The following is a 15,717-nucleotide window of genomic DNA, read 5'->3' as shown; positions in this document are numbered from 1 at the left end:
CGTATCTTGCGACCGCAGTGCGCCTGGCGACCGATCTCCACAGTGCCCCAGAAGGTGCCGAACGAAATCGTCGAAACCGGAACACCTTTGTTCTTGGCAAGGCGGGCCGCGGTGAAACCGTGCGCCTGGCAACCACGGCGTACCTGGCGACCGCTGCGCCCCGCGATGGCTTTGCGCTTCTCGACCGCTGTGCACCGCACGACGCCGCGTACCTGGCGACCGTCGCGTACCTCGGAACTGCCGTGTACCTGGCGACCGCTGCGCCCCGCGATGGCTGTGCGCTTTCGCGATGGCTGTGCACCCTTCGACCGCCGCGCACCGCGTAACCGCCCCGCACCGCGTAACCTCCGCGCACCCGCGACGATCGCGAATCCCGACTGTCGGCTGGGACGGGATCATCGCGGGTGGTTGCGAGGTCTAAGAAGTTGCTTGTGGTAACCAGTGCACCGGCGAGGTCTCGCGGATGTGGACGAGCAGGTCGAAAGCATCCAGGAGGGATCGGACGCTCGTGTGGGCGGTGGCATCCTTGGCTGGATCGTAGATACCGCTGATTGTGCGCAGCTTCGCCGGTCCGCGCAGCCACTGCTGCACCGATTCCGATGCGTCGCTGTGCAAGTCGAGGTAGAAGGCGGGCAGAGCTACCTCACCCAGCGCCGCATCGACCAGGTCGGGCAGCGGTTCCGGTGCCACCGCCATACCGAGATCTCCGTGATGGAACCCGATGGCCACCGAGATGTACCGAGCGCCGAAATGTTCGCGCAAATAGCTGCCGGTACCGCTGAATTCGGCGGTCTCCGCCGGGCCGTCACCGAGGGGGAGGGCCGCGGTGTGGGCGATGCCGTCCCAATACGCGATCTTCGCGCCGCTATCGCGCTGCCATTCGATTACTCGGTTAGCGGCGGGCCGCTCGTCGCGCGCGAAACCACCCTGCCCGGCAACGCTCTTCTCGTGGAATTCGACGATGAGCCGCAGGCGCGTCAGTGCGTTTTCGAATCCTATTGTCACCGGAAGCTTTTCGAATAATGCCGAGGCATCGCGTGCGTCGTCGATGAACGGGCGGCCGGGGTGAATTCCCTGATGGCGCTGCACATGTTCATCTACTTGGTGCGCGGTGCGGATCGGCGCGAGGTGGGATTCTATGGCGGCCAACCGGTCCGGCGCCTGCTGCCGAATATAATCCAGCACCACGTCGTAATCCGACGGTTCCGCACGCGGCGGTTCGACGCCGAAAATCCGCACGTGATCGTTCGGGTGCTTCCTGTTGAATTCGCGAATCCACACCAGTGCCGCCGCCATTTCGCCGGTTCGGGTCGGCCGCCATGCACCCGCGAGCACCGATTCGGGATCACCCGCGCCGTTCCCTACATAGGCATCGAGCCGCTCACCGGAACGCGCACTGTCCTGCACGGCGAGCGCTCGGAAACCGTGTTCCTCGACAAGCACCCGGAATACCCGCTCCCGCAGTCCGAAAGTCTGTCGAGAGAACCGGGTCGACTCACCGAGTCCGACCACGGTCGCCGATCCCAGCCGCTCGGTCAACGCCGCAATATCCGATCCGGTGCTATTCGAATCCGTATCGGAAATCGGCCGCGCATGCCCACGCAGCCATTCACGTAAATCCGAAGTGCCGGTATCTGATTCGCTGGATGCGAGGGTGGTGCCCATGGTCTCTCCCGAAGCTCGACTACTCGACGCGACCCAGCTTCATACCTGAAGTGCCATTGAGGTCAAGTCGGGGAACGCGAGCAACGGCACACGGCCGCGGCCATGTGCCGTTGCGGAGGGACTAGAGGGAGGTGTGCATCAGAACGACGTTGTACTGGGAGTGAACCGTGGTGACGAAGTACAGGTCGCGTCCGGTTTGGTACGGGAAGATCGACGGAGCGTATGCGGACGGCAGTTCACGAGTGTCGATCAGCACCTCGGGATCGCTCCACGGACCCGTGGGCGCGGCGGCTCGTCGCATGACCACCGAGTTGAAGGGATCGGTGGTGAGTGAGATGAACTGGCCGAGGTACTCGTTGTACATCACCGACATCTCGCCGACGCCCCACATGATCGGCGCCGCGGCATCGACATCGCCCTTCTTGCTCCAGTGCTCGCCGTCCCAGTACTCGTACTCGCCCAGATTCGTGATATCGCCTTCGCGGACCCGCCCGACATACGCCGCCCGGTTGCGCCCGGACTGGGTGCCGTATTCGTAGACGTACCCGCCGTTCTTGACGAACGCGTTCATCTGGAAGTTGGCGTTACCGCCCTCATTCGGGCGTCTGGTCTCGGGTAGCTCGGCCCAGGTCTCGCCGTTATCGCCGGAAACGGCGAGTCCGGAGAAATTCGTGGTCCACCGGCCGATATCGTCCCAGGTCTGCACCGACATCAGGCTCATGTATTGAACGCCGCCGACCGAAATGCCCGCGGTGGGGATCCGGCTGATCTCGATGAACGGAATCTTCGGGCTCGGAATCAGATCGCGGGCCTGGCCGAAGATATCGCGCACGACGCTGTCGAAGTAGATGCCGTTGGACGGATCGTGGGTATGGCTGCGCACGAGAATATTGCTGCGCCACGCCCAGGTGCTGCCCGCGAGCAGATTCGGCAGGCCGAGTCCGGCGGTATCGCCGAATGCGGTCAGCATCTCGCCGTTTCCGTTGTCCCACATGATGCCCAGATCGGTGCCGAGCACGTTATAGGCCTGGGTGTTATTCGGGCTGGCCATGCCGGTCACCTGGAATATCGCCCTGGTTCGGCCGACCAGGTTGGGGAGCCCATTGGTGCCGTTCAGCACCGGGATCGGGTTGATCGCATTGGGGTTTGCCGTGGCTGGGGTAGTCGCTACGAGGAGCAAGGCCGAAGCTCCTGCCAGTGCCGAGAGCAAGGCGGACGCGGTCTTGTGCAAGTCTCAAGCCCTCCGGTTCTGGCCGAAGTGGCACGATACGCACGCCCCCCACCTCGTGTGTCGTGTCACATTTCGGCTGGCTGGCAAATCGTAAAGATGCTAACAGCGAAACCGGAGAAATTGGTGGCTTGTGTGATTGGTCTGGAGAGTTGTAAGAGCAGCGCTATCTGAATTGTGATCAGCGACTACGAGATATGGCCTGCCGCAGGATCAATGGCAGCTGGGTGGCCCGCTCGACGGCGAAGGTGCGGCGAGCCGAGGCGTGCCAGGAGCGCTCGAAGAGTCGTTTGGCTCCCGCGACGGCGTACGGGGAGCGGATGGCGATGCGATCGGCGAGCTTTTCCGCCGCCGCGACCGGGTTCACGGTCACCTCGGTGACCAGGCCGATCCGCTCGGCGTATGCGGCGTCGACGATATCGGCGGTCATGGTCAGCAGCATCGCCTTGTCGACGCCGATCAGCCGGGACAGCGTCGCCGCGCCGGTCATATCCGGGACCAGACCGTACTTGGCCTCCATTACCGAGAATTCGGCGTCAGGGCTGGCGAAGCGGACGTCGGCGGCCAGCGCGATCTGCAGCCCGCCGCCGTAGCAGTGTCCGTGTACCGCGGCGATCACCGGCACCGATAGCCGACGCCAAGCCCAGCAGGCTTCCTGGAAGGTATTGGTACCGCGCCAGGGCAGCGGGATGAAGCCGCGGATGACGGCCAGCGGATCGCGGCGCGTCCCCGCGATATCGAGGCCACTGCTGAAACTCGGACCGTTGCCGGACAGGATGACCGCGCGGACCTCCTTGTGATCCGCGACGGTATGCGCGGTCGTGACGAGATCGCGCAACATCTCGATGGTCAGGCCATTGTGCTTATCCGGCCGGTCCAGCGTGACGTAGGCGCGGTCGTCGACGAACCGAAGCGCGATATTCGAGGCCATTCCCGGATATTACCCGCGAGTCAGTTGGTGGGCCATTGCTTGCGCGCGTGCGCGTTTGTTCTAATCGAACGCAAGTTACCGTCAACATTGACGGTAAAGAGTGGAGGAACCATGCTGCCACCCGGATTGGACCCGCGCACGCCGGTACTCGTGGGCGTCGGACAGGTCGTGCACCGCAGCGGCGAGCCCGGTCCTTCCGGACCGGTCGAACTCGCTGCCGAATCGCTACGTCGCGCGGGCGCCGATAGCGGTACCGGGGATCGGCTATTGCGCTCGGCCGATCTGATCGCGGCCGCGGCCCCGGTCAGCAGGCCGTATCCGGATCTCGGCGCGTTGGTCGCGGCGGAACTGGGCGCCGTGCCGAAGCGCACGCTGCAATCCGCGCGATTCGGCGGTGACGCGCCGCAGCGCCTGGTCAATACCGTCGCGCAGGCCATCGTCGACGGACGGTGCGAGGTCGCGCTGATCACCGGGGCCGAATCGGTCGCATCCTGGAATGCGGCCACCCGCACCGGCACCGTGCTCGACTGGCCCGAGCAGGGCGAGGATGTTCGGCCGACCGAGCTCATCGGCACCGAACGCGGACCCAATACCGAGATGGAGACCGCGGCGGGGCTGTGGGGGCCGATCTATTTCTATGCGCTGATGGAGACCGCGCTGCGCGGACGGCTCGGCCTGAGCGAGGCCGCGCATCGCGAGCGCATCGGCGGGCTGTGGTCGCGGCTCTCGGCTGTGGCGGCCCAGAATCCGTATGCGTGGCAGCCCGCCGAACAGTCGATCGAGGATCTGGTAACGCCATCGCGCGCGAATCGCATGGTGTCATCGCCGTATCCGAAGTTGCTCGTCGCGAATCTGTCCGTGGATCAGGGCGCGGGGCTGATCCTGTGCAGTGCGGCGGCGGCCGATGCCGCGGGCGTGCCGAGGGACCGCTGGGTGTTTCCGCACGGTGGGGCGAGCGCCACCGACGAGTGGTTCGTCTCCGAACGCGCGGATATGTCCAGTTCACCGGCCATCGCCGCGGCCGGGCGGGCCGCATTGTCGGGTGCGGGTATCGGCATCGACGATGTCGCGCATATCGACCTGTACTCGTGCTTCCCGGTCGCGGTGCAGGTCGCGGCCGAGGCGCTGGGGCTGCCGATCGACGATCCGGCGCGGCCGCTGTCGGTCACCGGTGGACTCACCTTCGCGGGCGGCCCTGGCAACAACTACGCGACCCATTCGATCGCGACGCTGGCCGCTCGGCTGCGCGATGACCCATCGGCCTACGGCCTGGCGAGCGCACTCGGCTGGTACATCACCAAGCATGCCATCGGCGTCTACTCCGCTCGGCCGCCCGCGCGACTCTTCCATGCCGACGAACCGGAAGTGCCTGTGGCACGCCGTGATACGGCGCCCGGCTACACCGGACCGGCCACCGTCGAGGCTTATACCGTCGCCTATCGCAAGGGCCCCGCGCCCGAACACGCCGACGAACCCGAGGCCGTGGTGATCAGCGCGTTGACTCCGGCCGGTGCCCGCATACTGATTCGGGCGTCCGATTCGGAAACCGTCGCGGCGTTCACCGACGGCGACCCGATCGGCACGGAGGCCGATGTGATGGCCGCCGATAGGCTCACCTTGCTCACCGAGAGGACTGTCAAATGAATGCATCGCACAGCGATTCCATGAGGGGTGGTGGCCGGGAGACGGGTGGGCCCGATCTCGTGCTGGTCGAAAAGCGCGACGCGATAACGCTGTTGACCGTCAACCGTCCGGAAGCCCGCAACGCCATCAATTTGGCCACCGCACAGGCCATCGAGGCGGCGGTCGACGAATTCGAGGCCGATGATGCCGCGCGTGTGCTCGTGCTCACCGGCGCGGGCGGAACCTTCAGTGCCGGAATGGATCTCGTCGCGGCGTCGAAGGGCGAGATGCCGATAACCCCCAAGCGCGGTCCGCTGGGCATTGCCGCGAAACCGCCTGTCAAGCCGATGATTTCGGCCGTAGAAGGTTTCGCGCTGGCCGGTGGTTTCGAACTCGCGCTCTCCGGTGATCTCATTGTCGCCGCGAACAATGCCCAGTTCGGTATTCCGGAGGTCAAGCGCGGTCTGGTCGCCGCGGGCGGCGGCGTACTGCGGCTGACCCAGCGGCTGCCGCGTCCCATGGCCGCGGAGCTGGCGCTCACCGGTGGCCGCATCGATGCCGAACGGCTCTACCAGCTCGGACTGGTCAACCGGGTCACCGAACCCGGTGCGGCACTCGACGGTGCTTTGGCCCTGGCGGCTGAAATCGTCGCGGCTGCACCGCTTTCGGTGGCGGCGAGTAAGCGGATCATCGACGAATCGCCGGATTGGTCCGTCGCGGAGGGGTTCGCCAAGCAGGGCGAAATCGCGCTGCCCGCACTGTTCTCCAAGGATGCCGCCGAGGGTGCGCTCGCGTTCGCGCAGAAGCGCGAACCCCAGTGGCAGGGACGCTGATCCGATGCCCGAACGCGTCCGGGAGACGCAGGCGCAGCGGCGCTCGCGCATGCGCACGCGGCTCCTGGACGCCGCGGTGGAAAGTCTGGTCGAGGTCGGCTACGCGGGTACCACCACGCTCGAGGTGCAGAAACGAGCCGGGGTTCCGCGCGGCACATTGCAACACCACTTCCCGACCAAGGCAGACCTGCTCGCCGGTGCCGTAGAACATCTGGCCGAGCGGCGATTCGCCCAGCTGACAAGGGAATTCGAGGCGATCCCGGCCGATGCCGATCACCTCGAAACGGCGGTCGAGCTGACCATGCGCATGTTCACCGGGCCGTCATTCTGGGCGGCGCTGGAGATGTGGGTGGCCGCGCGCACCGATCCGGAACTGCTCGCGGCCTTCCTGCCGCTGGAGTATCGACTATTCGACCTGATACACAACAGCATTCGCGACATCTTCCGTCAGGAATTCCCGGACGATCCACGCGTGCCGACCATTACCGAATTCACCATCGAGATCATGACCGGTCTCGCCATGCGTGTGCTGCTCACCGGCGATCTGGACCGGAACCGAATCCTGCAGCACCGCTGGGGAAATGCGGTCCGGATCCTGCTCGGCGAGGCGGATCCGGCAACGCTGACACGAGCGGTCAGGGATGTGGGCTGATGGTGTCGAGCAGAACCTGCGCGCAGCCGGCCGGATCGTCGAAGAACGGGGTGTGGCCGCTGCCGTGCAGCGTGACGTGGCGCGCATTGGGCAGCACGGCGCGTGCCTTCCTGCTCTGGGTGGCGTAGGTCAGCAGGATATCCCGGTTGCCCCAGGCGATGGTGACGGGAATGTCGGCCAGCGCACCGATTTCGTGCAATTTCGCATCGGTGAAGGAGGCGAGGGCGGGCTCGAAGCCGGGTGAGTTGGCCGCGTCGGCGGCGGTGTCGATGGCCACCTGTGGATCGAGCGCCCACGGCTTGCCGAAGATCAACGTCAGGAATGTGGTGCGGCCTACGGCGGTGCCCAGCACATCGGGCAGCCACCGACGCAGCACCCGGGCGAGTTGGCGGGATTTGCCGAGCGACTGTTGGCACCACACGCGGCCGGGGGTGTCCCAGAATCCGATCGGCGAAAAGGCCGTGACCGAGCGGGCCGCCCCCCGTGCGCCGAGGTTCAGGCTGATCAGTCCGCCCATCGAATTGCCCGCTAGGTGCGGGCGCTCGATGCCCTGTTCGCGCAGGAAGTCGGCGAGCGCTTCGGTGAGGGTGTCGACGGTGGTGTGCTCGATCGGTGCGGACCCCGCGAAGCCGGGCAGATCGACGGCGATGACGTCGAAGGATTCGGCGAGGGTGCCGATGATCGGCTCCCACACCTGCCAGCGGCTGCCTACGCCGTGCACCAGGACCAGCGGTTCCCCCGTGCCCTCCCGGTGGTGGTTCAACGTCGTCATATCTGTGACCGTACAGCGATTCGCAGCCGTCGGACCGAGATTTCCGGCCACGACCGGACCGGATTTCCGCTGGCAGTCGGCCGAAATGCCGGTACGATAAATGGTATGGCAACGCGTAAGGTCACCCTTTCGCTGGACGAGGCATCCTGGGCCTTCGCCGAACAGGCGGCGGCCCGCGCGGGGATGTCGCCCTCGGCGTGGATATCGAAGGCAGCGCGTCGCGAGGCCGTGCGGACCGGTGTCGGTCCGGTACCCGATGTGACGGCACTGGCCGCGGCGGACGAAGCGGAGCTGACCGCCGCCGAGGAGGCGATGCGTGCGCAGGGGTGAACTGTGGCTCTATCACCCACACGGTTCGCCGCGGCGCCGCACCGTCGTGCTCATCAGCAGTGATGGCATCAATGAATCACCGAGGCAGTGGCTGATCGCCGCCGAGGTCGTCGACGAGGATCCACAGGACATTCTGGCTGTGCCCGTCAAGCGGCACGGTTGGGTGCATGCCGGGAATATCGGTCGCATCTATCGCGGTTGGCTGGCCGAGCCCATCGATGAGATGGAAACGGATGCGCTGGATCGGTTGGATACCGCGTTGCGCGCGGCCATGGACCTTTAACCCACTTCCCGATTGGGAAGCCGATCGCTCGGCTACCGCTGGGCGCCGTACGGCATTATCGTTGCGGCGCCACCGCGGTGGCCGTAGATACAGACTGAATCGAGAAGAGGAATCAGTGCGGACCTTCCTGATCGCCGCAGCGCTGGTCGCGCTGCCGGTACTGGCGGCGTGCGGTAACGACAAGGCCGCGGACCAGCCCGCGGTAACCCAAGCGGACCTCTCCAAGTCGCTCCAGGACAAGGGACTCAAGGACAAGAGCCTGGCCGACTGTGCCGCCAAGCTCTATGTGGACCAAGGCATTTCGCAGGAGGGCCTGCGCAAGATGGTCAGCGACGAATACGACGCCAAGGCCGCCGACGCCAATAACTTCGGCATGAGCCAGTCCGATGCCGACAAGGCCCGCGAGGCCAACACCAAGATCTTCACCGAATGCCGCTCGAAATAACGGGTTGATCAGCCTTTACGTGCCCCGACCGGCTGGGTTCGGGGCACGTTCGGCCGATCGATCAGGCGGCCGGGCAGTGTGTCGACGGTGCCGGAATGACGACGTCGATGAGATAGCGGTCGGCCGGATCGCTGGACTGCGGCGGATCGCACCGCGGTCACCGGTTGAGCGGCCAATGCCTGCAGATCGACGGTCGACCCGGCCATCGTGGCGGTAAAGCCGTTGTGTCACTTTGATACTCAGATCGATCGGACCCAATGCCCGGTCCGGATAGGCCAAGTCGTGCAGCGTTCCCTGTGCGGCCCTGTCGATGCTGCGAAATCCATCCCGCACTGACACCCCGGTACTGCCCGGTGGATCCGAACGGCTGAATCTGCTGGTGGGGAAGGGTTTTGGCGACGGTAGGCGCATAAGAAAAGGCTCCCGGCAAGTTGCCGGGAGCCTTGTCCGAGCCGATGACGGGAATCGAACCCGCGCTGTCTGCTTGGGAAGCAGAAGTTCTACCATTGAACTACATCGGCAGACCCCGAAGGGTACGTCCGAGACTGTAGCAGAATCGCCCGGTGGCCGGTAAAAGTCCAGGTAGATTTCGCCGACCTACTCTGATGCGGACAGGCGGCGGCAACCCGCGGTGGCCATCGGATCGTGGTCGTCACCGACACCCGCCGCGATGCGCAGCGAACTCGCCGCGTTCGACATCGATGTGATGAAATATCTCTTCGACACCGATTCGCCGATTTCGACGAAAAAGCGAACATCGCAATGCGGCTCTCGTGTGTTAACAATAAAATAGAATCTATATAGATTTGCCATGTTGTATTGCGATTCGGTCGGTTTATACATCGGCTACATCATCTACGTTTAGGGTATTTGGTAATGGGATCCGGGGGCGAAGGTCCCTGTGTCCCAACGCGTCACATTCCGCCTGCCGATGCGCCGTGACTCTCGAAGGAGAGCCGGGAGATTCGCAGGTCGCCACCTGCGAATCGGGTGAGAATTTCACGGTGCAGATTCCGGAATGTGGGTATACATCCGCGAATGATTCGGCTTAGACTGGCCGTGGTCGGGGTTAGAGGAAAGTTCAATGACCGTTCTGCGACCACAGCTTCATCCCGACCAGGGGTCGAGCAGAGTTACCGAGCCGGACGTGTCAGCAATATCGCAGGTACCGTTGTCCGCTGGGCAGCGTGGGTTGTGGCTGGCGCAGAAATTGAGTCCGGATGTGCCGATATGCGAGGCACAATATATCGAGTTGCGTGGCGATCTCGATGTCGATCTGCTGCGCGAAGTCTCGATACAAGCTGGCCACGAGTTCCAGTCGGGCTACCTGCGGCTGGTAGAGGTGGACGGCGAGCCGTACCAGATGTTCGACCCGTTGCTCCATACGACCGGGCCGTTGATCGATGTGCGCGGCGAGCCGGATCCTGTTGCGGCGGGCTTGGAGTGGATGTACCGGGAGTACACCACACCGCTCGACATGACGCGGGACCGGTTGCTCGGATCGGCGATTGTGCAGGTCGGGGACCATCATTACCTGCTGTACCTCAAAATCCACCACGTCGCGATGGACGGCTACGCCGGTGTGCTGATCGTGAACCGCATCGCTGCGCTGTACACGGCGGCGGTGCAGGGACGGACACCGGAGCCGAACCAACCGGCGGACGTGCGCACGCTCTTCGAGGCCGACCGCAGCTACCGGGAGTCGAAGCGATTCGCCGACGACCAGGAATACTGGCTGAACAGACTCGCCGATGTCCCGGACGAGTCCAGTCTGGTCGCCGGGCACGCACCTGCCCGCGCGGACAGTACGGTCGCAACCGCCGAACTTTCGCCGGTGACGGTACAGCGGATCGCTGATTCCGCGAAAGCGTCGAACGCGAGCCCGGCCGCGGTGGTGATCGCCGCATTCGGCTGCTATCTCGCCCGGATGACCGGCCGCGACGAGGTCATGGTCAACATCCCCGTTTCGGGTCGCACCAACGCCGTACTGCGGCGCTCCGGCGGGATGTTCGTCAATGTCGCACCCCTTCCGTTCGCGCTGGGGCCGGGCGATACCGCGGCGACATCGACGCGGCGGGTGCAGTCCGATCTGGTCGGGGCATTGCGGCACCAGCGGTGCGGCCTCACCGATATCCGTGCCGCCGCCGGATACCACGGCGGACAGCGACGCTTCGCGGGCCCGGTAGTGAATGTCATGTTCTTCCACCAGGAGATCCGGTTCGGATCGATGAGCGGGGAGTTCCATATCCTCAGCTCGGGGCCGGTCGACGATTTGCTGATCGACCTGTATCAAACCGGGGACCCGCCGCGGACGATCCTGCACTTCCTCGCCAATCCCAACCTCTATACCGACGCCGAACTGTCGGCACACTGCACCAGATTCGGGGAGTTCCTCGACGCGTTCGCGGCCGATCCGGACGCCGCGCTCGAGCAGATTCACCCCGCCAGCATGCGTGCCGGCGCTCTGATCAAGCGTCGCCAGGAGAATCTGGCGTTCTGGCGAGCCGCGCTCGCGGACCTTCCCGAAGAGCTTCGCCTGCCGTTCGACCGGCCGCGGCCTGCGGTGCCGTCGAATCGAGCCGCCACCGCTCGGTACCCATTGCGTTCCGATCTGGTTCCGGCGCTGGAACGGTACACGCGGCAGCACAACTGGTCACTGTTCACCGCGATCCATGCCACGTTGGCGGTTCTGCTCGCCCGACTGAGCGGCACCACCGACATTCCGATCGGCACACCGATCAGGCGCGCTGGGGCCGCGCTCGACGACGTCGCCGATGGGTTCGTCGCTACTCCGGTGCTACGGACCGAGATCGATCTCGATGAATCGAGCACCGACCTGCTCGGCCGGGTAGAACAAGCCGATCTGGACGCCTTCGAACATGCCGATGTTCCGTTCGCGCAGGTGCTGGATGAACTCGCTCCGCAGCGGTCCCGGCATCCGATGTTCCAGGTGATGCTGGCGGTGCGGAGTGCGGAGCCGGATCCAGAACTGTCGGCGGATCTGCTAGCTGAAGCATCCCGCTTCGACCTGCAGTTTCTACTGTCAGCCGACCAGGACAGCGGCGATGCGACGATAGCGGTCACCTACGCCGTAGACCTGTTCGATGCCGCGACCATCGATTCTGTTGCCCATCGGTGGATTCGGATTCTGGAGTCGATCGCCTCCGATCCGACCGTGCCGGTCGGGGCGATCGATGTTCTGGAACCGGCCGAGCGAGTCGATCTGCTGACTCGCTCCGGTGCGCCGTCGGCTCCGCCCACCACGTTGCCCGATTTGCTGGCGGCGGCGGCCGCGCTCGATCCCGACGCCACCGCGATCGTGTGCGATGGACAACGGCTGAGTTATCGAGAGCTGGATGAATGTTCCAACCGGTTGGCGCGACGGCTCATCCAACACGGCATCGGACCGGAAGACATTGTCGCGATCGGAATCCCACGTTCCGTGGACTCCGTGCTCGCGGTATGGGCGGTGACCAAATCGGGGGCCGCTTTCCTGCCGATCGACCCGACCCACCCAACCGAACGCATCACCCACATGATGACCGATTCGAAAGCAGCAATCGGTCTGACCGTGACATCCGTCCGCGCACAACTACCCGACAGCACGGACTGGTTGATATCGAACAACCTCGAGACTTCCGACGACCAGCCGACCGCAGACGGTCGGCCCGTCACCGACGGCGACCGGGTTCGTCCGTTGCGGATCGACGATATCGCCTACGTCATCTATACCTCCGGATCGACCGGACGCCCCAAGGGCGTCGCGGTCACCCACCGCGGACTCGCCAACTGCGCCGCAGTACACCGGGCTGCGATGGGCATCGAACCCGGCTCCCGGACATTGCATTTGGCGTCACCGAGCTTCGACGTGTCGGTACTGGAGATGCTGTTGCCGTTGCCCGGTGGTGCGGCCATGGTCATCGCGCCCACGGATGTCTACGGCGGGGATGAACTCGCCGCGCTGCTCGACCGCGAGCACGTCAGCCATGTCCTCGTCACACCTTCGACACTGTCCACCATCGACCACACCCGTTGGCCACTCCCGGATCTCGAGTATCTGATGGTCGGCGGGGAGGACTGCGGCACCGAACTGGTCGAACGCTGGGGCGTCGACCGCGTTGTGCTCGATGAGTACGGTCCAACCGAAACCACTATCGCCGCGACGCTGATCTCGCCGTTGGCGGCCGGAGAGTTGGTTACGATCGGTGGTCCGATCCGCGGGGCCTCGGTATGGATTCTCGATCAGCGTCTGCAACCGGTTCCGGTTGGTGTGGCCGGTGAGTTGTATATCGCTGGTGATCTGCTCGCCCGCGGATATCACCGGCGTGCAGACGTGACGGCCGGACGTTTCGTGGCCTGTCCCTGGATGGCCGGTCAGCGTATGTACCGCACCGGTGATGTCGTGCGTTGGACCGGCAACGGAGCGATCCAGCACCTCGGCCGATCCGACTTCCAGGTGAAGATCCGTGGTCTGCGTATCGAACTCGGTGAAATCGATGCCGCGCTCGCCGCCCACGAAACCGTCGCGTTTGCCGCGACTATCGGTCACCGTAACGACGCCGGAACCCAATCACTGGTCTCCTACGTTGTGGCCGCACCGGACCACGACATCGACACGACGACCCTGACCGAATATCTCACCGACCGGTTGCCGTCGTACATGGTGCCGTCCTCGATCATGGTCTTGGATCGCGTTCCACTGACGCCGGTGGGCAAGCTGGATCGAAGGGCGTTGCCGAAGCCGGTCTTCGCCGACCGCAAACCCTTCCGAGCACCAGAAACACCAACCGAACGCATCATCGCCCAGGCAATCATCGACGTATTGGGTATCGACACAATCGGTCTCGACGATTCGTTCTTCGCCCTGGGCGGCGACAGCTTGGTCGCGACCCGCGTCGCGGCGCGACTCGGGGCCACATTGGATGCCGAGATTCCGGTGCGACTGTTGTTCGAGGCGTCCACGGTCGCGGAACTCGCCACTCGTATCGAGCAGCATGCCGGTACCGGGCGCAGACGCCCACCGCTCGTCGCGGGGCCGCGGCCCGATCTCGTGCCGCTGGCGCCGGCCCAACAACGGATGTGGTTCTTCAACCAGTACGACACCGCATCGGGCGCATACAACATGCCGATCGCCATTCGGCTGCGTGGCGACTTGAACATCGACGCCCTGCACGCGGCGGTTGTCGACGTGCTGGGTCGGCACGAGTCGTTGCGAACGCGGTATCCGGATCACCACGGAACACTGATCCAGCTGATCGAGCCCGTCGAGAACGTGGACCGCGAGCTGATCGTGGTGCCGGTCGTGCCGAGCCAGTTGGTCGAGACGGTAACCGCATTCGTCGCCGACGGCTTCGATGTGACCGTCCAGGCGCCAGTGCGTGCCCGGTTGTTCCGCATTGTCGGCGGCGAGGAACCGGAATACGTCTTGGCCGTCGTGGTGCACCACATCGCCGCGGACGGCTTCTCCATGGCGCCGCTGGCTCGCGACGTGACGACTGCTTATGCCGCCCGGATCCGCGGGGCGGCCCCGGCGTGGACACCGCTGCCGGTCCAGTACGCGGACTACGCGCTGTGGCAACAAGCGACCCTCGGCACACCCGACGATCCGGAATCACTGTGCGCCGAACAGATCCGATACTGGACCGAGGCGCTGAACGGCGTTGCCGAGGAGCTTCGTCTGCCGTTCGACCGTCCGCGGCCGGTGGCGCTGTCGAATCGTGGCGCCACTATCGACTACTCGGTGTCGGCCGGCTCGGTGCGGGCATTGGAACAGTTTGCGCGGCAGCATAATTCGTCGTTGTTCATGGCGATACACGGTACGCTGGCGGTTCTGCTCGCCCGGTTGAGCGGCACCACCGACATTCCGATCGGCACACCGATCGCCGGGCGCGGAATGGCCGCACTCGACGAGATGATCGGCATGTTCGTCAATACCCTGGTGCTGCGGATCGAGATCGATCTCGACGAATCCTTCACCGACCTGCTCGGCCGGATCAAACAAGCCGATCTGGACGCCTTCGAACACGCCGATGTTCCGTTCGAGCAGGTGGTGGACAAACTCGTCGTACAGCGGTCCCAAGCGCGACATCCGCTGTTCCAGGTGCTGCTGGCATTCCAGAATCTGGAACCGGTAACACTGCGACTTCCCGATCTCGAGCTGTCGTCGGTCGAGCTGCCCAACGAGGTATCCCGGTTCGACCTGCAATTCATCCTGTCGGAAAACCATGACAGCGGCGATATGAGCGTCGCGGTCACCTATGCCACCGACCTGTTCGACGCCGCGACCGTCGATTCTGTTGTCCATCGGTGGATTCGGATTCTGGAGTCGATCGCCTCCGATCCGACCGTGCCTGTCGGGTCGATCGACGTACTCGAACCGGCCGAGCGAGCTGATCTGCTGACTCGGTCCGGTGTCCCGTCGGCTCCACCGACCACGTTGCCCGACCTGTTGGCGGCGGCCGCCGCGCTCGATCCCGCCGCCACCGCGATCGTGTGCGATGGACAACGGCTGAGTTATCGAGAGCTGGATGAACGTTCCAATCGGTTGGCTCGGCAGCTCATCCAGCGCGGTATCGGACCGGAAGATGTTGTCGCGATCGGCATTCCACGTTCGGTGGACTCCGTGCTCGCGGTGTGGGCGGTGACCAAATCGGGGGCCGCTTTCCTGCCGATCGATCCGACTTATCCGGCTGAACGCATCACCCATATGATGACCGATTCGAAAGCGGCCCTCGGCATTACGGCCGGGTCCATACCCGCGCGATTGCCAGACGACACCGAGTGGTCGACGTTCGACAACCTCGACGAGGCCGACAGCGCTCCGATTACCGACGGCGACCGGGTTCGTCCGTTGCGGATCGACGATATCGCCTACGTCATCTACACCTCCGGATCAACCGGACTGCCCAAGGGTGTCGCGGTTACTCACCGCGGGCTCGGCAACTGTGCCATCGCA

General features: G+C 64.6%; 12 protein-coding genes, 1 tRNA gene and 1 pseudogene. 7 read left to right on the top strand and 7 right to left on the bottom strand.

Annotated features, from left to right (window positions below; translation table 11 throughout):
- The 4 genes and pseudogenes from ON44_RS54400 to ON44_RS28720 form a co-directional block, all read right to left on the bottom strand.
- Positions 1–119, bottom strand: a pseudogene (locus ON44_RS54400) (VWA domain-containing protein); the annotation flags it as partial.
- 298 nt (positions 120–417) lie between these two features.
- On the bottom strand, positions 418–1,665 hold the full coding sequence (locus ON44_RS28730) for an erythromycin esterase family protein (protein ID WP_040695587.1): 1,248 nt from the start codon (positions 1,663–1,665) through the stop codon (positions 418–420).
- A 121-nt stretch (positions 1,666–1,786) separates the two neighbouring features.
- Positions 1,787–2,896, bottom strand: a complete 1,110-nt coding sequence (locus ON44_RS28725) for a glycoside hydrolase family 183 protein (protein ID WP_040695586.1) — start codon at positions 2,894–2,896, stop codon at positions 1,787–1,789.
- Positions 2,897–3,074: 178 nt separating this feature from the next.
- The gene (locus tag ON44_RS28720) at positions 3,075–3,824 is read right to left on the bottom strand and encodes a crotonase/enoyl-CoA hydratase family protein (protein WP_040695585.1); all 750 of its coding nucleotides are present in this window, start codon (positions 3,822–3,824) and stop codon (positions 3,075–3,077) included.
- A gap of 111 nt (positions 3,825–3,935) precedes the next feature.
- Here ON44_RS28720 and ON44_RS28715 point away from each other — a divergent pair, with 111 nt between their 5' ends.
- The 3 genes from ON44_RS28715 to ON44_RS28705 are packed head-to-tail and all read left to right on the top strand — an operon-like array spanning position 3,936 to position 6,932.
- Positions 3,936–5,468, top strand: a complete 1,533-nt coding sequence (locus ON44_RS28715) for an acetyl-CoA acetyltransferase (protein ID WP_040695584.1) — start codon at positions 3,936–3,938, stop codon at positions 5,466–5,468.
- A 20-nt stretch (positions 5,469–5,488) separates the two neighbouring features.
- Positions 5,489–6,280: a crotonase/enoyl-CoA hydratase family protein gene (locus ON44_RS28710; protein ID WP_040695593.1), complete on the top strand. Its 792-nt coding sequence runs from the start codon at positions 5,489–5,491 to the stop codon at positions 6,278–6,280.
- A gap of 4 nt (positions 6,281–6,284) precedes the next feature.
- The gene (locus ON44_RS28705; protein WP_040695582.1) at positions 6,285–6,932 is read left to right on the top strand and encodes a TetR/AcrR family transcriptional regulator; all 648 of its coding nucleotides are present in this window, start codon (positions 6,285–6,287) and stop codon (positions 6,930–6,932) included.
- On the opposite strand, the gene ON44_RS28700 is transcribed toward ON44_RS28705, so the two are convergent.
- Positions 6,916–7,704 (bottom strand): alpha/beta fold hydrolase, encoded by a 789-nt coding sequence (locus ON44_RS28700; RefSeq protein ID WP_040695580.1) that lies wholly within the window; start codon positions 7,702–7,704, stop codon positions 6,916–6,918. The two genes, ON44_RS28705 and ON44_RS28700, sit on opposite strands and share 17 nt — an antisense overlap.
- 105 nt (positions 7,705–7,809) lie before the next feature.
- Here ON44_RS28700 and ON44_RS28695 point away from each other — a divergent pair, with 105 nt between their 5' ends.
- The 3 genes from ON44_RS28695 to ON44_RS28685 all read left to right on the top strand — a co-directional run bounded on the left by ON44_RS28695 (position 7,810) and on the right by ON44_RS28685 (position 8,762).
- Positions 7,810–8,034: a hypothetical protein gene (locus ON44_RS28695; RefSeq protein WP_040695579.1), complete on the top strand. Its 225-nt coding sequence runs from the start codon at positions 7,810–7,812 to the stop codon at positions 8,032–8,034.
- Positions 8,021–8,317, top strand: a complete 297-nt coding sequence (locus ON44_RS28690; RefSeq protein WP_040695578.1) for a hypothetical protein — start codon at positions 8,021–8,023, stop codon at positions 8,315–8,317. The genes ON44_RS28695 and ON44_RS28690 overlap by 14 nt, the downstream gene beginning before the upstream one ends.
- A 115-nt stretch (positions 8,318–8,432) precedes the next feature.
- Positions 8,433–8,762, top strand: coding sequence for a hypothetical protein (locus ON44_RS28685; RefSeq protein ID WP_040695576.1), 330 nt, complete (start codon positions 8,433–8,435; stop codon positions 8,760–8,762).
- Positions 8,763–9,212: 450 nt separating this feature from the next.
- On the opposite strand, the gene ON44_RS28675 is transcribed toward ON44_RS28685, so the two are convergent.
- Positions 9,213–9,283, bottom strand: a tRNA-Gly gene (locus tag ON44_RS28675).
- Between the two features lie 76 nt (positions 9,284–9,359).
- Complete coding sequence (locus tag ON44_RS28670) at positions 9,360–9,605, bottom strand: hypothetical protein (protein ID WP_040695574.1); 246 nt, start codon at positions 9,603–9,605, stop codon at positions 9,360–9,362.
- Positions 9,606–9,909: 304 nt separating this feature from the next.
- On the opposite strand from ON44_RS28670, the gene ON44_RS28665 reads away from it, so the two are divergent.
- Positions 9,910–15,717 (top strand): non-ribosomal peptide synthetase (locus ON44_RS28665; protein ID WP_169338107.1); only part of this gene is annotated, 5,808 nt, incomplete at its 3' end.

The organism is Nocardia vinacea NBRC 16497 (assembly GCF_000308835.1).
In the GTDB taxonomy this organism is placed as follows: Bacteria; Actinomycetota; Actinomycetes; order Mycobacteriales; family Mycobacteriaceae; genus Nocardia; species Nocardia vinacea.
Note: the sequence above shows the minus strand (reverse complement) of the source record. Positions and strands in the feature narration are given on the sequence as shown.